Below are 21,285 nucleotides of genomic sequence, written 5' to 3' on the forward strand. Positions count from 1 at the left end.
GAAATATAAACAAATGTTCTTAAGAAAATTTAGCATACCAATTGGTCAAACAAGTTTTTCAAACAGCTTCAACAAGGAGTTATTTTTTCAATACAGTTCTATGATACGAATCTCCATTCACAGTATATATTTTAATTATATAGCTGCCCGTAGAAAGCTTATCCAAAGAAACACTTTTAGAAGTGCCCTTTTGAAGAACTTTTCCGCTCATGTCAAACAATGTCCATGAATCTAAACCTGTCGGAACATTAAGTGCTATACTTACGAAAGTAGATGCCGGATTCGGATATAGTATTACTTCATCAGTATCAGGGAGTTTTACTGAGACAATTTTTGAATAAGTTGCCTGCCCAGAAATTCCAGTTTCAGCATCTCCCTTATCAACTTGTTTTAAACGATAGTAATTTGTTCCTGCGTTAGGTGCCTTGTCGATAAAAGTATAGGAGGTTTCTGACGAAAAGTCTCCTTTCCCTTCTAAATATCCTATCTCTTCAAATACTTTGGCATTATAACTGCGCTCTACAACATAATGGCTGTTATTTTTTTCTGATGCGGTTTTCCAATCAAGTTTGATTTCATTGTTGGTATAAAGACCTGCAGTGAAACTAATAAGTTCGACAGGTAATGCTCCTGATGTATTAAGAACCCTAAGAGCAGGATCTCCAAAAAGAGTAGTTTGATGAATATTTGCGATATCGTAAGCATTTGCTGCGGTAACTCTCCCATTCGCCGACCCGGTAATCGTAATATTTGCTACATCCTTTAAAATTTGCCCAATTGTTCTGCGGTTAGTATCCGTTTTTAGGAATATTTCCTTGTACAAATAATCAAGATATATTTTTGTAGGTGTTACAAAGCTTTTATATGAATTTGCAATAATGGCAATGGCACCTTTGTCTGGAGTTAGCAACCAGTCCGTTGCTAAAGTAGGAGTTAAGCGACTAGAGTAAATATTACCAACTCCGCATCCATTAAAATATACAAAAGGATACTTTTTTGTAGCCGGATAGGATGGATTGACCGCTTTCGAAATATACTGCATATCTAACAAAGTGGCAACTTGATTCCCGTGTCCGTAATAAGAAATCATACCAACGCCATCTCCAACATCGGTAGTGATTGGTGCTAGTTGAACAGGAGGAGGAGAAACTCCGGGAGGCGGATTGTTACTATATGTTTTTATAGACCTCGATGCATCCAAAGAAGTAACATAGGAACTGACGTCAGTAAAAATATTCTCAAATTCTTCAACCTGTGAAACCTCGTCTCCTCCAACCAGATGAAGTACTTTCTTTCTCCACGCCACACTAGTTTCGTGCTCATAAAGATCAACTTTACCCATGTAGGTGGTAACTTCTGCTGGCTGAAATGCACTGATACGTCCTACTGGAATAGCCGGAACATCAATATTAGCTCCCTTTAGTCCAGCAACGAGCAAAACATCAGAGCCCGGATCTCCAAAAGTCGGCACTTCACCATTCATTTCCTTTAATAACCTTCCAGGAGATGGCCAGGAAACCGAGTGTCCAATTAATAAAAGATTATGCTTTGTACGAATTCCGTCTTTTAGCATATAGTTTACAAAACGACGGATGGCAAGAGGACTCGGCTCCCCATAATTAAATTCATCATATATCTTGCGAATATTAACAACCAGTGTTTTATAACTCCCTCCATTTGTAGTACTTCTATAATCAGAAGCATATGTTTTTGCAACGTCTTGCAACTTGTCATTGGTAACAATCAAATAGTCATAAGCAGAAGGGTTTACTGCGCCATTAACAGTTGTCGGTGTGGCATCCGTAGCTCCAAAAACTGGGGAGAAACTAACTGGATAAATATTTGCTGATGCGATCTGCTTCTTTTGAGAAGCATCAATTACAAACAGTTTAAAAGCTTTATTTGCTACTCCATTTATATCCACAGTTAGCGTATTATCACTCAAAATTCCATTAATGATTTTAACAGGATTCAATGGATTTGAAAGATCATAAACCTCAGTGTTAGATGATGCATTTTTTATAGAAATACGTCTCGACGCACTTGATGTCGGCAAAAAGTTGAACAAAACCGAAGCTGCTCCACCAAGATCTGTCAACTGAGGGTATGTAATTGAATAATAACTTAAACCAAACCAGTCATCAGGACTCGAAGTATTTGAATTAACTCTGAAAAAACCTGCTCCATTACTAGCTAGATGTTCGTTCAAATTAAGTGCAACAGTCCTTTTTTCACTACCAAGGCCTGAAAATGAAATGGTAGCAAGATTTTTAAGATCTGCATCAGCACTTGTTAAGCCCACCAAAACCTGAATAGAATGTGCTCCTTGATACAATCCATTTACCAAAACCTCCAAGGATGGTTTAGTAGAGGAATTTGTGTCCCAATTTTTAAGTGCCAGGGCATTGTCCTGATTTTTTGGTGTCGAAACTCCTCCGAAAGCAATTGCATTTGCTCCGTAAGTTGTGTTGCCAGTATAAGCCTCGAAGCTTTCAAAAAAACTATTATTGAAAACAGACCCTACTCCATTTGTAATATAGCTAAACTGGTTACTAAAGAAGTAACTGTCTGTTTGTAAATGATTAGGTTCAGCAGAAATTGTACCCGATGAAACACCACTTACAGAACTCAATCTTAAAGGTGAAGGAGCAATGGTCAAAAAATAAGATCCCTCATCAGAATACATGCTAACAAACGTATTCATTCTCGCCTCAGGACCTGGACGATAAGTTAATCCATCCGATACACCGTCATTTTTTTCACCATAAAAAACAATTTCAGTAGCATCAGCACTAATAATAGCTACTTCCTGACCTCTATGCCAAAGCTGAAATTTTGAAGGGTCGTTAACCGGGAAATCAGAAGGCAACAAATTAACTTTCAGGCTGTAAATCCCATTTGCCGGAACACCGATACGAACATATTTTTTAGAATAATCTATCCATTCCTGACCATAATTACCATTGGTCCAAGGAGTTAAATCCTGAGCCAGGACTTTTGCGCCAACTAAAAAAATAAAAGCGAATACCATAGTAACCGCTCTCACCTGTAAAGTAAATTTTTTGTGCATAGTGCTAATTAAATTATAGTTACGATATTTATTATTGCCTGAATTTTAGAAAATTGAAAACTTTGAATTGACTAATAGACTATGTTATGAAGTCTTACCCAAAATATACAATCATAATAAAATCCTCATAAAATTACAACAACTTAAACATTCATACAAATTATTAAAATATTAATCCCTCACCTCTGATTCATAGTGTAAGTCCTTGATGGGTATGGCTTGTGACGGTTGCCATGGAAAAAGTAACGGAGAGGGAATTTATTACTTTCCAAAATTTGAGATGATACAGCACATACCTATTTTCGAAGTTATTTGGCCTTTATAAGCTGTTATTTAAACGAACCAATTCAGGCAATATTTTAAGACCCTGGACGATGTAATTTTCTCGGTAGTCACACCGCCCAGGGTTATCATCTAAAACTTCATAATTGTTTTAGTGTAAACCTTACTTCCTGAAACGACCCGAATGATATACATACCAGGAGTCTCATTTTTAATGTCAATATTCAGCTCCTGCTGGTCTTTGAACTTCTTATTAAAAAATTCATTTCCATTGAGATTAATCACCCTAACCGTCCCTTCATGAAGGCCGGCTACTTTAACATTGAAGATTCCATTTCCAGGATTTGGATAAACGGCATCGTCTGTAAGTGTAATCTCCTTATCAGGGGTCGGAATATTATAGGTAACCACCGGCCGCTCAACGGCACCCTTTCTGGCGGCGTAGTCATCCGAACATGCCTCAATATAAGCCCGATATACCGACCCGTTCACCGCCGTAAACCCATCCGTCATCAAAACCTGATCGCCGGCATGATAAACTGCCTCCGCACCTGTATTTACAGTATTGGTAGCCAAAATGGTTGATGAGGCCTGCTGATGATCGACCGATATGGTATTCACGGAAGAAGCAATATTTCGGTTAACTACACATTCTTCCAAGCCTGTAATAATCACTGAAAAGCGTTGTCCGTTATCAGCCAGTGTGCCCTTGTGATTGACACGAAGCGTATAAACTTGGCCGGCAACTGGATTTGGAATTTCTATCTTTTCAATATTATCACGGTTATTATCTCCTTGAATCGCCGGGCCGGTAACATTGGAAAGATCCAGTTTCCACGGATAGTATGTCGTTCCATTCGCGCTGAGTCTCAGATCTAAATCGTTTACCAATTTGGGCGTGGGGTCATTGTCAATTGCCGTAGGGCTCCCGGGTAAATCTGTCCAGCAAATCGTTGCCACAAGCGGCTCTGAGCCAGAAGCTACGAGTTCTCTTGTATACAATCCTCCGGTTGCCAGCGAATCTTCCGAAATATAGGAAACACCACCATTGTTGGTAATTGCGTTGGCAGCTTTTTCCGCATTAATCAATCCCCAGCCAAAGGTAATGTCTGGCCCGGGATATAAACCGGCTTCATCTGCTGTGTGGAGTGCAAGACCTTTTAATGTGGATGCACGCATGAAATTACTGTTGACGTTGGCATAATGTTGTTGTAGCAACAATAAAGTTCCTGTAACAGATGGAGCAGACATAGAGGTTCCACTTAACCCCCCATACCCAGGACCATAAGTTCCTCCAACACCAACTATAGTCGAAAAAACGGTATCCCCCATTGCTACTATATCTGGCTTGACTCTACCGTCATCTGATGGTCCTCTGCTACTGAATGTAGACGCAATCACAGAGGAAGGTCCCAAGTAATTAAGTACTTTGTGAACTGATCCAACAGCAAGCCCATTTTTAACCGTTGCGTTAGGATTAATTTTATCTATTGGTCCTCCGCCGTTACCACAGGCCCAGACGGATAAATAAAAGGGGGCCTTGTACATAACTTCATCAAAATTACTGGCCCCATAATACATGCTCCCTTCAGACGCTCCGTAAGAATGATTAGATAAAAGCAGTCCGCCGGCTGCCTCATTTGCAACTTCACCAAGATCTCCACCAACATCATATCCATGAACATTTGATTTATACGCCATGCCGCGAACAATACCGTTTAAAAATTTATCTGATGCAGCTATTGTACCCGCAACATGTGTAGGGTGATCATAATAGACTGCAGCTGATCCTAAATTATCCATTTGGATTACTCTGTTTTCATAAGCCTCATGATTAACTCGTAATGCCCCGACGTCCCATACACCGGCTGTCATACTTTCTCCATGCACGCTTAAACCTAGGCTCCCACCTGAATATAAGGTATTAGCTCTTGACGTGATCCCTGAGTTCCTGTTCAATGATTCAACATAGATAGGTTGAAAATTGTCTGTCATTCCATAAAATATCATAACAACTCCATCCTTTGACAATTTACGGAGATCCCATCCCCTCTTCTTAGCAAAAGTTAGTGCTCTATTATAATTTTCTTTATGTCTTGTACTCAACAATTTGAGTTTTAACACATCGCTTTTACCCATAATTTTTTGACCTTCCATGAAAGTTTGAGAATAACTACAAGTGGAAAGGAATAACAACGATGTCAGTACATAATATTTTAATATGTTCATATAAGAATAGCATTAAATATAAAACTTACATAGTTCGTTACTTCTTGATAACTAATACATTGACTGTCTTTGTAAGTTCCGTTATTTGCCTTCCCTGTTCCTCCAATTGCTTATTTTGCTTGATTAGGTAAAGAGTTAATTCTTCAATTTTCTCTTGTTGTACCTTTGCAATTTCACCCAAACTCAAGCCCTGCTTCTCAACCTCCTTTGCTGAAGGGACATTAGGCAAATGACCATTTCTTAAAATATAATCTTCCAAGTAACTAAGAGACTTAAGACTATAGTTCTCATCAAAAACATAATCAGCCCAACCAGTGCGCACTCGAACTTCATCACTCAAAATACCCCCTTTCACAAATAATTGGTAAGCATTGATATCCACTCCGCCAATTGTTGCTGGAAATGTCGAAGTTGAAATACCTACTTTTCCATTTAGAACTAGCCTACTGGAAGAGAAATCTCCATAAATTAATGGATTTGAAGTTTCTGAATTTGAAATATAGAGTTTGTTGCTACCTAATTCATCTTTCCCAGCTCGATTGCCCAAAAATACATTTGAGCTACCACTTATGTTGTTGAATCCACTACCATTCCCAACAAATGTATTATTTTGACCTGTAGAATTATTGTAACCACTTACATTACCTATGTGTGTATTACCAACACCAGATGTATTACTAAATCCTGCTGCACTTCCAATAAAGGTATTCCATGTTCCAGTTGTACTAGAATATCCGGCACTAACTCCTAAAAAAACTTGCTGGTTACCCGTAGTATTATTCTTCCCAGCGCTACGACCAATAAATACATTGTAATATCCCGTTGTGTTAAGGGCTCCACTGTAGGCCCCAAAGAAAGAATTATCAGATGCAGTATTAACCTGTCCGGCGTTGTACCCTAAAAAAGTCCCGTAATTACCAACCGTCCCCGCCCCAGTCCCATCATAAGTAACCGTACCATTAATAGACTGCGTACCCTCCGTCCGCGCTGACCTCAAAGAATCACTTTGTGCACTGACCTCGCCTAATAAGGCAGAGGCAGCAAGAAATAAAAACGCATTTCTTTTGAGTTGTAAATAACCGTGTTTCATTTTATGAATGTAAATAAATAGTATCCCTACTCTGTTAAGGCTTTTCGGGGGCCGCCAGATTGCCGGATCACCGGACTGCCGGATCACGGATCTTTTCTTTATACTTGGATATACCAGGAAAATTTGAAAATGAGACATTGTTCTTCTGCTGCACATTTCGGGTATGCTGCCAGGCTAACAATATGATTTACGGAACGTCATTCCCAGGTGTAGATATGCAAAAAATTAAACACACCTATGCCCGTGAAATAATCACCGGTTAAATCAAAAGAAGAATTTGATAAGTTGAGAATTGACAGGCAAGCTACTATTTCAAAACTTTGTACACAAGTATTATGACAAATTTGAATAAAATATATTCCGAGTTTATGTCGAATTAAATAGTCAGGATCGGAAGCAGTAATTTGGCTTCGACCATTGTCCTTTTAATATCCGAATCAATATAATTACATTTATTTAGTTTGTCAATGGTACAGGAAACATATCCCTACAACATCACTAATCCAATTTCAACCCCCAATACCGAAACCATATTAAAATATTTTAATATAAGATAACAATTTAATAATGAGACAAATATAAAAAATGTGTTAGTAACGGAACGTTTTGCATTATTTAATGGTACTATTTCTACGTAAATTTCGTTTATCCCGAAATGAAATACTTTAAAAATTGTAAATCTTATATATTAGCCAGAGCATGAAAGAACGTATTATTAAAATCTTGAATAACTTCGGCATCGATAAAAGTGCGGTGTCTGACAATGCCAATTTTATGAAAGATCTTGGCTTTGACAGCCTGGATACTGTTGATCTGATGATGCAGCTGGAACAGGAATTTAATATTGCTATTCCGGATGATGACTATGCCAAGATTGTGACTGTAAAAAGTCTGGTTGAATATCTTGAAGAACGTCAGGCTATTCCTGCCTGATAAATTATATACATTAATCTGAGTAATCTACAGGACTTAGTCTTTGCGAAATAAGTCTTACAGATTTTACAATTGAATGACTATCTCCTGACAAAACCTGACAATAAATATGTTGTTTATTGTCAGGCATGGGATGTAAAATTACCTTGGCTTACAACGCTCTTCCCGTCACCCATTTGTTCGAATTTGCTACTTTTATTGCATCCGCCTTGCTTGAAACTTCAAGTTTCCGGTAAATATTTTTGATGTGACTTCTAATCGTTTCCTTACTTACATACAAATCCAGCGCTATTTTGGAATAGCTTTTTCCTTCGGCTATACCTTGTAATACTTCTGTCTCTCGTTCGGTCAGCGGGGAGTTCTGTTGTTGCTGGAAAGATTGCACAACCATTCTTGCAATAGACAAGCTCATAGGCGCTCCGCCGGCCAGCGCCTCGTCTATATTTTGTACAATTTCAGAAATATTGGAATTTTTAACAATATAACCGCCTGCTCCCGCACAAAGAGAACGAAAGACTTTTTCGCTATCCTCCAAAACTGTGATAATCAAAACGATACAATCCGGATACTGCTTTTTAATTCTGGTTGTACCAGCAATTCCATCCATTCCGGGAAGTTCGATATCCATCAAAACAATATCGGGCAAATCCTGATCCAGATGTTCCAGAGCCTCTTCAACATTGCTGTATAAATTCATCACTTCGTATTTTTCAATGGTTTCCAGCACTGCCCTGAAACCTTCTCGGATAGAAATATTATCCTCAACAATTATTATCCGTTTTTTCATTATTAACCGTTCTATCATTACTCTACTGTTGTAAAATGTACGGGAGCCTCTATTTGCAGACGAGTTCCTTGCGAGCTGCCATACACCTTAAATTTGAAATCATTTTCTTTACTTCGCTTTTTCATGTTATGCAGCCCGTTATGCGGCTGCCCATCTTTGGGCTCTTTCCATGAGCCATCATCCTGCAATGAAATGGAAACATATTCCTGAAAGACTACCATTTCTAAAAGTACTTCCCCCGCACCTGAATGCCTGGCAACATTTGTCATGGCTTCTTTAAAAATAAAAATAATATGACGGGATGCAAATGCCTGTAATTGAGCCAATTCTACGACATCATTAATTGTCGATTTAACAGAAAAAGCAATATCAAACTGGTTATAAAACACTTGTCCAAATGAAGTCAGATATGCAAAAAGCTCGTGGGGATCATCGCTGTTGTTATTGACACTCCACAGAAAATCCCGGCTGGAAGCGTATAACTGATCACTGTTCATTATAATATTATCAACCACTGAAAGAACAGTGGGCTCGTCCTTTAATTTCAGTTTCAGGATAGCAGCCTGCCGGGTAATGGCCGACAACATATTACCCGTTTCGTCGTGAAAATCACTTGCCAGGTTTTGCCTCATTGTTGACAATTGCTGTGTACGGTCCTTCACGGCCCTGTCGAGCAAATCAATACGAATGTGCTGCTGTTCTCTGATCTGTAAACGTGCAGCATCGTGTTGTTCTTGTACGAACCAGAAGAAAGCCCCAAAAAAAATCGTCAGAACGATGTGGGAGACAACAGCATATAAATTTTCGCCATCCGCCTCCGGAACAGAATAAAATATAAAGATTATTGCCAGGATATTTAAAGCGATCATAAAAAGCCCGATTTTCCTGTTAAACCAAAAACCAGTCAGCAACAAAAGATATAAGGTAGTAACAGCCGGAGAATCAATGGCACCTGTTTCCAGTGTATCGTTAATAATCACCACGTAACTTGTCAGCAATGCAAGAATTAACGGAGGCCAGTAAATGCCATAAAATTTGAGACAAAATAAAGTGCATATTCCAAGGCCGGCCAGCGCATAATAACCTATAAGAGGCGGCGGAAAAAAAAACAGAGGCAACGGCAAGATAAGCAGCAACGTCGTAGCTACGATGGAACCACTGACAATTGTGCGTACCTGATCATATTCCGGATGCAATTTGTTTCGCAGCTCGGATGTCAAAAAATAATTAATCAGCTTTTCGGGTATCATACGAATATTGTCGACACTTTAAAATTAAACCGCTTCATATCAATTTGGTGTTTATATAATATTAATACTACAAAATCCCCCAAAATGGGTGATTGATTACCTTAAATTATGCTTCTAATTTTGATCTTAATAAGCAAACAAAATAAACTGCTTCGAATAAATTCTAAATGACATTCCTGTTTAATATATCAACAAAATTATTGATATCGGCCGGGTATTGTTGCCAACAAAGAAATCCTCCTCTATCAGCCTTGCAAATAAGGCAAATAAAAATGGCTGGTGGTGTAAAGGCTGCCAGCTTATATAAAACCTGATCGTTAAGAAAAAAAGCAGTTTGACACTATAATTTTTCATCTATTCACACACTGTAACATTTTGATTTTCATTGGATTTAATAAAATCAAATGGTATAATTGCAAAGATTTCAAATACCCTCCTTACTCAAAAATTCATGGATCAATTTTACAATTTCACTTTTGTGAAACTTTCTAAATATTTAGAAAGTTTTCACCAATCTGTCAGTACTTTAAAAACAAAGTCAGGTTTTAAAGTTCTGCCAGCTCCCGCTGCTGTTAGTAGTTACACAATTCCTCCAACAAATATTTTATCGTATTCAATACCTGACCAGTTGAAGAACAGATTTGCATAAAGGGCTCTTAACAAGTTTCTTAATCATCTTCTAACTCAACAGTCTATGAAATATTTTTACACCAGAAGTAACATTCTTCTTTTACTTTCATGCCTTTTTTATCCGTTTTCCGGAATTTCACAACATCAGAAATTACCTGTCAGTGATTTTTCTGAAAGGGATTACGAACCCGTTTCCGATAATACAACACTGACAAAAGGCCAAACAAGGTGTTTTTCGGGCACCGGAATCCTGAATGAGCTAACCATTGACGGAGGTACCTTAGTGATTACCGGAAAAGTAAAAATTAAAAAATTGACAATCCTGAAAGGTAACATTCTTGTTGCCAAAAAGGGATCTGCCATGTTGCCCTCATTTGAATTCAATGGAAACTCATCTTTAATTAATTATGGATCAGTCACATTTACCGGAAATGTTTCATTAAATCATAATCGCAATTACATAGCCAACGCAGGTCCGGGTTCGAAAATAAACTGGGGCTCGGCTAAATTTAATTTCGGCGGCAAAAAATCCATCTTTATTAACAACGGAACAACAGACATTGGAACATTAATATTGGATTCCAAAAACGGAAAAATACTCCTGGGACCCAACTCTCTCACCAACGTTGTGAATCTTGTTAATAATTATGGAAACAGAATTTATGTCCCAACAGGCATAGCCAAACTAAGCCAGGCCGGCTTTGCGGAGCTACCTCAATCCTTAACCAACAGCCCAAACCTGATTATTTGTCCGGGACCGTCATCAGATATCCGGATCATTTCCGCTTCTGCCGGTGGTTATGGTCATGCCAATGTCATGGAAAAAGGTTGTACGTCTTTTCCATCAGCTCCCAATACTATGTTAACATCTTACAAGTAACTAGTTATTTACAAATTATTAAAAATCAGTTTATTAAGAATCATTATCCGGCCGTTTAGTAATTTGATGCTTCTGTATTTTTAAATTAGCTAAAAGTATCTTAGTTTTGTCCTAAATTTTAGATTTTTAGAATATTTCAGTTTTACACCTCTCTTTATCATAACGTCGTAATCCCACACTATGAGAAAACTTTCTCTACAAATTTTTATTTTTTTAATCCTATTTTCTAAAATTTGCCTGGGGCAAATCACCGTTACCTACCCCTCCAACCGTGTCGTTTTCCAACGCGATAACTCCAACCAGGCTTCTGTTGTCATTGCAGGTTATTTTGCCGGTTGTGCTGACCGGGTTGAAGCTCGTTTTGTTCCAAGAGAAATAGGCCAGGGCACAGCTGCTCCCGCGGGAGGTGGTTGGGCAACAGTTCAGGAAAATCCACGGAGTGGCAATTTTTACGGATCCATGTCCGTTACCGGTGGTTGGTACAAACTGGAAGTAAGGGTTATTGTTGATAATGCAGAAAGCGTAACCACTACTGTTGAACGTGTGGGCGTTGGCGAAGTTTTTGTGGTAGCCGGCCAATCAAATGCAACCGGTGGGGACGGCCACGAAAATGGTCCGGGTGCAACTGATGATAGAGTCAGCAGCATCAATTTTCAAAATTATGACGCCAATAATATCCCCTCCATAGCGCCTTATTCACTAATCCAGTTGCCATGTCCGGAATATGTCCATCTTGATGATATCACAAAAACCTCTCCGTTTGGAAATTATGCATGGTGCTGGGGTGCTTTTGGCGATAGTCTGGTTAAAAAAATACAGGTTCCGGTTATGATCTTCAATGCCGGCTGGTCCAGCACAGGCGTTAGAAACTGGAAGGAATCCATTCCTGAAAATGATATAACAATCAGTGATTTTGGCTTTCCGTTTCCCGCCGGATTACCCTTTGGCCATTTACGGATTACACTGAATAATTACATTGCCCAGCTGGGTGTCCGGGCCGTTTTGTGGCATCAGGGCGAAACAGACAACATGGTAAACCGCACAAGCCAGGATTATTTGTCCGATATCAGGGATGTGATCAAAGCTACCCGGGATTTGTCCGGAAAAAGCAATCTGGCCTGGGTTGTGTCGAGAGTGTCACGTTATAATGTCAATGGAGATACACGTACCTGGCAGCCAGTTATTGATGCTCAAAATGATATTATAGGCCTGGGAAGCCATGGCAGTGATTTAAATTACAAAATGGAAGGCGTATTTCCCGGACCGGAAACCGATAATTACTATGACTCCACGTATCGTAATATTGACCAGGTTCACTTTACAGGAACAGGACTTTTGCATTTAGCCGGATGGTGGACAGAAAAAATGGACGCTGATTTTTTCAAAAATTCCACACCATATCCTGCTGCGCCCCCGCCAAGTGTTTCGGTTGCCAGGACAGAAACAGCAAATGTTACTTTCCTGGCTCCTTCGGGTTTGAAAACATATGACTGGCTTTCCAGTGACAATTGTAATACCAGTGTTTCGAGCAGTCAACTATGGACTATTGGTTCAGGCGATTATCAGCTTAAAACCACTGATACATTTAATAATGTAGTTTTTTCTCCAAGAATCCGGGTTCCACTAAGCGTCTCTCCTGCTTCCATTGCCGGGAATTTGGATATAAGTCAGCAAATTATCACCAACAATGTTAATAACCTGCTTATCAACGATTGCCGGATTCTTGCCAAAATCGTTCCCGCTGCAAATTCTGCGCTGATAAATGAAACCATAACCGCAAAAGCGTATATAGACGGCTCCGTTCAATCCTATCAAAATTCGCCTTACGTACAAAGGCATTTTGATATAAAATTGAATGCAGCAGCCAGTAATCCGGCTTCAAGGCTAACCTTATTTTTCTCTCAGAGTGATTTTGACGCATTTAATTTAGTAAGCAGCACCGATATCCCCAGCAACCCAACCGACCAAAGCGGAAAAAACAATTTGCGCGTCATACAGTTTAGTGGCAGCTCATCCAATAATACCGCTGCTCAAAACAGTTATACCGGTAGCCGTACCGAAATAACCCCCGCATCCGTTACCTGGAATACAGTATTAAATAGTTGGGAAGTTAGTTTCGATATGACCAGTACAGGAGGGTTTTTCCTGGTTGCAGCCAATACCGCACTACCCGTTACTTTGACATATTTCAAAGGAAATCCTGACGGCACCGCAGCCTCACTGCAATGGGAAACAAGTGCGGAGACCAATTCAGCTTATTTTGAGTTGGAACGCAGCACAGACGCAATTCATTTTCAAACTGTTAAAAGACAGCTTGCAGCAGGAAACTCAGTATCCTCCAAACGTTACAATTATCAGGATGTTTCCTTGTCGGCGGGGATCTATTATTATCGTTTAAAGCAGGTTGATATGGACGGATCTTACCAATACAGCCGCGTGATAAGTGTGAAAATGAGTGATAAAATATCGGTTCAAGTCTTTCCAAATCCCGTTTCTGACTATTTAGACATCCAATCTGAAATTGAAATAAACTCAGTTGAAATAATAAATTCTCTTGGGGTCAAACTTCAATCCAATGTAGTGAAAACGAATTCCTTACATCTGGATATGAGTAAATTCCCGGCCGGTTTATATGTAATCCGGGTAAATAAAGAAGCTTTTAAAATTGTCAAAAAGTAAGTGCCGATTTGGTACATATTTGGTTACATAATGAACTGAAAAATAAAAAATGTTGTCGGATTCGCTCTGGCAACATTTTTTATTTTTTTATTTAATAAATAAAAAAACTTACGAACAACAAAATAAATGGTACGAAGCAAGGTTTTTATTGATCGATAATAAGAACTTTTACTTTAAAGGTCAATTTATTTTTTCAATTGGCTTATTTTGGAAACAATTATTACAAGCACTATTGTTCATTATAGAGATTTTGGATTTTTCCGGGCTGATGGCCTAATGAACTATAATTCTTTCTTACACAATGCGTACCAAAAAGTCTATAAAATCAATTACTCCCGATGTCGTGCTGATTGGAGCCGGTATTATGAGTGCAACGCTGGGGATTTTACTTAAAAAGTTAAATCCCGCTTTTACAATCTCTATTTTTGAGAGACTGGATAGGGTTACTGCTGAAAGTTCTGATGCATGGAACAACGCCGGAACCGGACATTCTGCCTTTTGTGAATTGAACTATACACCGCAAAAAGAAGACGGCTCCGTGGAAATTGACAAAGCAATTAAAATTGCTGAATCATTTGAAGTATCAAAAGAATTCTGGTCATATCTGGTAGAAAATAAAATCGCTGAGGCGCCGGAAGAATTCATTCGTCACATACCTCATATGAGTTTTGTTTGGGGCGAGAATAATGTCGATTATCTGAAAAAACGTTTCGAAGCTTTGACAAAACATCATTTGTTTGAAGGGATGAAGTATTCGGATAATCCCACCGAAATCGAAAACTGGGTTCCTCTGATTATGGACGGAAGAGATCCGCAAGAGGTCGTTGCTGCGACACGTATGGATCTTGGTACAGATGTAAATTTTGGCGCTTTAACCAGAACCATATTTAATTATCTGGAAACTCAGGAAGGTGTAAACCTTTATTTGAATCACGAAGTTGACGATTTCAAACACGAATCGGATGGTTCATGGACGATTGCGGTTAAAGATTTAGCAACCCGCAAAACACAAAAATTACGCACTCCTTTTGTATTTATAGGAGCTGGTGGCGGCTCTTTGCCACTTTTGGAAAAATCCGGCATACCTGAAGGAAAAGGATTTGGCGGGTTTCCGGTAAGCGGCCAATGGCTGGTTTGTAACAATCCTGAAATTATTGAACGGCATCAGGCAAAAGTTTACGGAAAAGCCGCTGTTGGTTCTCCGCCAATGTCGGTTCCGCATTTGGACACTCGTGTAATCGACGGAAAGAAAGCATTGTTGTTTGGTCCGTATGCAGGTTTTTCAACAAAATTCCTGAAAAACGGATCTTATCTTGATCTTCCGCGTTCAATCAAATTCAATAATATTAAGCCAATGCTGGCCGCCGGTATCCATAACATACCGTTGACCAAATATCTGATTGATCAGGTAAGGCAATCACCAGAAGACAGACTTGCGGCTTTGAAAGATTATATGCCACAAGCCCGTATGGAAGACTGGGAACTTGAAAAAGCAGGTCAGCGTGTACAGGTTATCAAAAAAGATAAAAAAGAAGGCGGTGTGCTGGAATTTGGGACCGAAATGGTGACAGCAGCTGATGGTTCGCTGGCGGCATTGCTGGGTGCTTCTCCGGGCGCATCTACTTCGGTTTCTATTATGCTTGAACTGATCCATCGCTGTTTCAAAGATCAGGCAGCTACTGCGGAATGGAAACAGCAGCTTCAAAAACTAATTCCTTCTTTTGGAAATTCATTAGCGAAAGATGTCAGGCTTGCGGCCAAAACCCGTGCCTGGACTACCCAGGTTTTACAACTGAATCCTTCAAGAAAAGAGGAAGAAATCCTGGCGTAGGGAATTTCGTTAAAACTATAAAATCAAAAGCGGATTGTGAATATAATCCGCTTTTGCTGTTTATATACCTACAACAAAATTAAATTGTCAGGGAAGAAGATATTGCAAAAGCAGATTTTTCTTCGGCCGCCGGTAATTCCACGTAAAAAGTGGTACCCTTATCCATATCACTTTCAAACCATATTTTACCGCCATGGGCCTCAATAATCTGCTTTGAAATAGAAAGACCCAATCCAAACGGCTGCTCCCCGGAAGTCCCTCTTCTTTTGGCATCTGTGAATGCATCAAAGATCTTGTCTTTTAATTCGTCCGGGATTCCTATTCCCTGATCTTCAACCGACAGTTCCATCTTGTGATCCCTCTCCACTAATTTCACATATATAGCAGATCCCGGCCGGCTAAACTTTATGGCATTGACAATCAGATTGCTCAAAACCCTCCATATTTTTTCTTTATCGGCCAAAACCAGCACATCTGCCCCTATTTCCAGATTCACTTTCTGATCCTTTTCATCGGCCTTGAATTTTAATTGTTCAACGCATTCATGAAGCAGAACCCGCATATCCACAACATCCTTTTTCATTTCCTCCGGGCGATAATTAAAATTAGCCGCCAGCAGATCATTAATCATTTCAATGGAATGCAGGCTTGATGTTTTCATCAATTTGGCAAACTCCATATGTTCCTCTGAAAAGTCAACCTCTTCAAGTAAAAGGGAAGATATAGAAGAAATAGCGCCAAGCGGGTTTCTCAAATCGTGGGCAACCACTTTTAAAATCCTGTCTTTATCCTTATTGCTCTGCCGAAGATCGTCCAGTGTTTGTTCCAGCTGTTTATTCTGAAATGTAATTTGCTTGTTCAGGTTTGTAAGTGCAGCCACATTCAGTTTAGAGCTTTTCCAGTTTTGCAGCAACAATAATAAAATTGCCAGTGCCATAAGTGAAAAAAGCAGCGTTACGTACAAATAATTCTTTTTCAGATCATTTTCCTTGCTTAACAGCGTATAATTATACTGCTGTTCAATACTTTGAAATTCCCTGTTTACATCCGCGCTGACCAGTTTTTTATTTTCTCGGTCCAGGGAATCTTTCAAAAACATGTATTGCTGCAAAGAAATATACGCCAGTTCAGGTTTTCCTATTTTGTCATAATATTTCCAATTCAGCTTATTCAGGCCGATTTCAGCATACAAATTATCACTGGAATCAAGTGAAGCCCTTAACTGTTCAGTAATTTCGTGCGTTTCATTAAATCGCCGTTTTTCAATATACAACTCTCCCAGTTTAATCATCGAAATCTGAGAATCGGGAATATCAAAGCCTTTCTTCCGGTTTGTGGCGATGCTTCTCTTTAACAATTTCTCCGCAGAAAGCGTATCACCTTTTTTATAATATTCTCCTGCCTGATTTCCATAAACCACAGCTTGCGCCATTTCGATATAATCCTTTCGATCGGGAAATTTCTTCCCTTCTTCACGGAGAAAAGCCAGCGCCTTATTGCTATAATTCAGCGAGCTGTCTGTCATATTATACTTGCTGTAACTTAAAGCAATATTAGCAAGTAATTCCTGACGAGAGGCAAAATTCCGGAAATCCTTTATACAGTAAGCGGCGTCTTCAAAACACTGCTTAAAATTATTTATGGCCTCAGAATACTTGGCCTGTTTGTAACTTACCATACCGAGCCGGTAAGTATATTCACTCACCGCGCACGGATCCATTATGGTTTGCGCAATTATTTTTCCGCGGTAATAAAACTGGTAAGCATCATTATAACGCTTGATATTAAAAAGCAGATCGCCCTTTTGGAATAGAGCCGTTGAGTATTCCCTGATATACTTTTTATTTAATTCTTCGGTAGATAAAATAAGAAATATACTGTCAAGCCACGCAATGCCTTTGTAATTATCTCTTGTTTTGGGATAATAGTCCTGGCCTTTAAAACTGTATTTCCTGATTTCATCACCAATTCCGGGGTCATCAATAACCTGATAGGCCGAGTCAAAGAAAGCCAATGCTTTTTCTTTCTCTCCTTTATCCATCATACGCTTGGCCTGCTCGCGGATCATATCTACATAAGCGGTGTGATCTGCTTTTTTCAAATCTGAATTCCCACAGGAGCACAAACAAAATAATGACAGTGCAGCCAGAATAAAATTACCTCTCCTATTAATCATCAAAATAGATATGAAGAGATAAAATTTTATCATTTTGTACCGCTGAGTATAAGCCCTTTGTAAAAAAATACGATTTGATTGTTAAAACTTAAAATTACTTCATTAACAGTACATTAAAAAGTTCTGCCACGAATTTAATCAACAATTCTTATGCTTAAAAATTAGCCAGCTCTGTTAATAACTTCCTGTTTTTCAGAACTATGTAAATATGGATGGTCCAGTGTACCTGTTTAATTTATTTAAAATATTTATTATTTTGATTTTAGATATGTTGTCCGAAAAATTTTATTTAATGATTATTGATTTAATATTAAATAGCTCATTAACAGTAAATTATATAAATTAAAATATTTAGCATCTGAATTTACCAACTGCTAAATATTTTTAGCAGCTACTTAAAATCGTTATAATTTTTTATTAAAATTTGAACTTAACAAAAACTGAATTACTTTTGTCTACTAAATCGATAGAGAATATAAAAATTACCCCAATTACATGAAACCATTGTTACTCCTAAAAAAGATTACACTCATTACACTTTTAGCATTTCCACTTTTAACCTTCGGTCAGGGAAATAATTTCATTGAAATATCCGGAAAAATCATCGACAAAGATGATAAAACCACGCTTCCAGGCGTCAGTGTGCTGATAAAAGGAACTGTGGCAGGAACCATAACCGATAATGACGGAAGTTTTAAATTGCGCTCAAAAGCAAAATATCCTTTCACTTTGGTCATTTCCAGCATAGGGTTTAAAACTCAGGAATTTGAAGTGCAAAATCCTGGTTCCAATATTAATATTGAACTTGTAACACAAACCCAGCTTGCACAGGAAATTGTTGTGACTGCTTCACGTGTTGAAGAAAGCATCCTTAAATCACCCGTTGCTATTGCCAAACTGGACATTCGCGCTATCCGGGATTCGCCATCGCCTTCTTTTTATGATGCGCTGGAAAATGTTAAAGGCGTGCAGATGACCACATCAAGTCTTACTTTTAAAATACCAAATACACGCGGATTTAATATTCCTAGTAACTATCGCTTTATGCAGCTCGTTGATGGTATTGACATGCAGGCGGCAACTTTGGGTGTTCCGCTTGGAAATGCAATCGGGCCTACGGAACTGGATATTGCCAGTGTGGAAATTACGCCAGGTGCAGCCTCGGCACTTTATGGGTTGAATGCCATTAACGGAATGTCCAATTTATTGACAAAAAGCCCATTCTTTTACCAGGGATTAAGTGTTTATCAGAAAACGGGAGTTAACCACGTCGGCGGCACCGGCCGGGATGCAAGTATACTGACGGAAACCGCCATACGTTACGCAAAAGCATTCAATAACAAATTCGCATTCAAAGTCAATTTCAGCTATATGCGCGGAACAGACTGGCTGGCAGATACACGTTTGGATCAAAATCCGAATAACCTGAAAAGTGCGAATCCATCATTTTCTGCTTTGAACGGAGCGAATAATGCTGCATTCGATGGCTGGAATAAATATGGTGATGATGTGCTTGCCGGAAGTAATACCGTTTCAGTAAGTGGTTTGAACATTAATGGCAAACCAAACCAGACTTTGAATGTAGCCCGCACGGGTTATTGGGAGAGAGATTTGGTAAACCCGAATGTGGATAACCTTAAATTTGACGCCGCTGTACATTATCGTATCAGCGACAAGGCAGAACTTTCTTATAGCTACCGGATCGGTAAAATGGATGGTGTTTTCCAACGGGGAAATAAAATCCAGCTTGACAATGTGATCATCCAGAACCATAAAGTTGAATTAAAGGGAGCTGACTTTTTGGTTCGCGCTTACACTTCTTCTGAAAATTCCGGTGATTCTTATAATGTAAAACCACTTGCGGATAACATGGACCTTTCCACAGGCGGAAATGCAACCGTTTGGGGCGCAGCCTACAAAACAGCTCTCAATCAATATGGAGTAAATAATGGCGGTGGGTTAACTGACGCAAACCTGGCAGCAGCCACAGCTTATGCACGCGGCGTTGCTGATGCCAACCGCGCTGTTCCGGGAACCAAGGCATTTAATGACCAAAAGGCGCTTATTATCGGAATTAATAACTGGGATATAAAATCTGCTGCGATTCCTGACGCACCGGTTTCAGGTGGGGCAGCATTGGTGCAGAAAAGTCATTTATATCATGTGGAAGGTCAGTGGGATCTTTCGAAATATACCAAAGCTTTTGATATGCTGATTGGCGGTGATGCCCGTTTATACGAAATTACGCCGGATGGAAATAGTTTCGTAGATTTTTCCCGCCCGATTGCCGACCGTGGAAAACCTTTGGAGGACGGCAGTTTTGGTAAAAATATTGCTTATAAAAAAATCGGAGCTTTCACCCAGCTGACTAAAACCTTCTTTGCAGATAAGCTAAAAATATTCGGCTCACTACGTTTTGATTATAACCCGGAATTCAAACCAATTCTGACGCCTCGTGTAGCGGCCGTTTATTCTCCCGACAAAAGCAACAATTTCCGTTTTACGTATCAGCAGGGATATCGTTTCCCAGGATTGTTTGAAGCATTGTCTTATGTAAATAATGGTCGTGTAAAACGTGTGGGAAGCCTTCCTTATATCAACGAAGGATTGGGATATCTTGACAATAGTTACACCCGCGCTTCCGGTGTTATATTTAACGCAGCAGTTAATACAGCCGTTGCGGCTGGTGCAACCCGTAACGATGCAGCCTTGGCTAACAGAAATTTATTGGTTAAAGCGCAACTTGACAAAGGTCGCCCGGAAGGAATTCACTCTTACGAATTCGGATATAAAAGTGTTTTCCTGAATAATACTTTGGTACTGGATTTTGATGCTTATACCAATACTTACGACGGATTCCTTGGACAAGTTCAAGTGGATGTTCCTCACGGACAAACTGTTGGTTCTGATGCGGCAGTTTTGGCCATGCTTGATGCCAACAGAGATTCACAGGATCGGTACCGCGTTTATACCAATGCTAAAAACAAATATACCAACTACGGTTCGGCATTAGGTGTTACTTACAATTTCTACAAAGGTTTTACAGTTTCCGGAAACACCAGCTTTAACAAAATCAAATCAAACGCAACCGCAGATATTTTCGTAACCGGATTTAACACACCGGAATGGACAACAAATATCCAGTTTGGGAACCGTCAGATAACTAAAAATCTGGGTTTCAGTGTTGTGCACAGATGGCAGAAAAAATTCCTTTGGGAAAGTCCTTTGGTTAATGGTTACGTTCGTGCGATCCATACTTTTGATGCGCAGGTAACATACAAAGTGCCAACTATTAAAGGAACTGTAAAAGTTGGCGGAAGTGATATTTTCAATAACAATTATATTCAATATGCAGGCGGGCCAACACTTGGTGGTCTGTATTATGTGGCAATTACTTTTGACGGTTTGCTGAATCATTAAAAGGAGCACGTAGCTGTCAGCAATTGGC

11 protein-coding genes are annotated in these 21,285 nt (G+C 39.3%); 5 read left to right on the forward strand and 6 right to left on the reverse strand.

The genetic code is table 11. The annotated features are described in order from the left end of the window. Positions 1-79: 79 nt before the first annotated feature. The 3 genes from porU2 to FDK13_RS06195 form a co-directional block, all read right to left on the reverse strand. Entirely contained in the window at positions 80-3,070 is a 2,991-nt protein-coding gene (gene porU2 / locus FDK13_RS06185) for a putative type IX secretion system sortase PorU2 (protein ID WP_137339112.1), read from the reverse strand. Between the two features lie 414 nt (positions 3,071-3,484). Further along, entirely contained in the window at positions 3,485-5,581 is a 2,097-nt protein-coding gene (locus FDK13_RS06190) for a S8 family serine peptidase (protein WP_137339113.1), read from the reverse strand. Between the two features lie 37 nt (positions 5,582-5,618). Continuing rightward, positions 5,619-6,671, reverse strand: a complete 1,053-nt coding sequence (locus tag FDK13_RS06195; protein WP_137339114.1) for an autotransporter outer membrane beta-barrel domain-containing protein — start codon at positions 6,669-6,671, stop codon at positions 5,619-5,621. Positions 6,672-7,370: 699 nt separating this feature from the next. On the opposite strand from FDK13_RS06195, the gene acpP reads away from it, so the two are divergent. After that, entirely contained in the window at positions 7,371-7,604 is a 234-nt protein-coding gene (acpP, locus tag FDK13_RS06200; RefSeq protein ID WP_137339115.1) for an acyl carrier protein, read from the forward strand. Between the two features lie 151 nt (positions 7,605-7,755). Here acpP and FDK13_RS06205 read toward each other — a convergent pair whose 3' ends face one another. Both FDK13_RS06205 and FDK13_RS06210 read right to left on the reverse strand, forming a co-directional pair. Next, positions 7,756-8,391: a response regulator transcription factor gene (locus tag FDK13_RS06205; RefSeq protein ID WP_229215921.1), complete on the reverse strand. Its 636-nt coding sequence runs from the start codon at positions 8,389-8,391 to the stop codon at positions 7,756-7,758. Between the two features lie 17 nt (positions 8,392-8,408). After that, positions 8,409-9,641 carry a sensor histidine kinase gene (locus FDK13_RS06210; protein ID WP_137339117.1) on the reverse strand — a complete coding sequence of 411 codons (1,233 nt, stop codon included), beginning with the start codon at positions 9,639-9,641 and terminating at the stop codon, positions 8,409-8,411. A 694-nt stretch (positions 9,642-10,335) separates the two neighbouring features. On the opposite strand from FDK13_RS06210, the gene FDK13_RS06215 reads away from it, so the two are divergent. The 3 genes from FDK13_RS06215 to FDK13_RS06225 all read left to right on the forward strand — a co-directional run bounded on the left by FDK13_RS06215 (position 10,336) and on the right by FDK13_RS06225 (position 15,661). After that, positions 10,336-11,151 carry a hypothetical protein gene (locus FDK13_RS06215; RefSeq protein WP_137339118.1) on the forward strand — a complete coding sequence of 272 codons (816 nt, stop codon included), beginning with the start codon at positions 10,336-10,338 and terminating at the stop codon, positions 11,149-11,151. Positions 11,152-11,331: 180 nt separating this feature from the next. After that, positions 11,332-13,830, forward strand: a complete 2,499-nt coding sequence (locus FDK13_RS06220; protein ID WP_137339119.1) for a T9SS type A sorting domain-containing protein — start codon at positions 11,332-11,334, stop codon at positions 13,828-13,830. Between the two features lie 301 nt (positions 13,831-14,131). Further along, positions 14,132-15,661, forward strand: coding sequence for a malate:quinone oxidoreductase (locus FDK13_RS06225; RefSeq protein WP_137339120.1), 1,530 nt, complete (start codon positions 14,132-14,134; stop codon positions 15,659-15,661). Between the two features lie 79 nt (positions 15,662-15,740). On the opposite strand, the gene FDK13_RS06230 is transcribed toward FDK13_RS06225, so the two are convergent. After that, on the reverse strand, positions 15,741-17,762 hold the full coding sequence (locus tag FDK13_RS06230; RefSeq protein ID WP_170982726.1) for a tetratricopeptide repeat-containing sensor histidine kinase: 2,022 nt from the start codon (positions 17,760-17,762) through the stop codon (positions 15,741-15,743). Between the two features lie 570 nt (positions 17,763-18,332). On the opposite strand from FDK13_RS06230, the gene FDK13_RS06235 reads away from it, so the two are divergent. Continuing rightward, complete coding sequence (locus tag FDK13_RS06235; protein WP_137339122.1) at positions 18,333-21,257, forward strand: TonB-dependent receptor; 2,925 nt, start codon at positions 18,333-18,335, stop codon at positions 21,255-21,257. The last annotated feature ends 28 nt before the right edge of the window (positions 21,258-21,285 follow it).

It is taken from the genome of Dyadobacter frigoris, from assembly GCF_005280585.1.
GTDB classification, from domain to species: Bacteria; Bacteroidota; Bacteroidia; order Cytophagales; family Spirosomataceae; genus Dyadobacter; species Dyadobacter frigoris.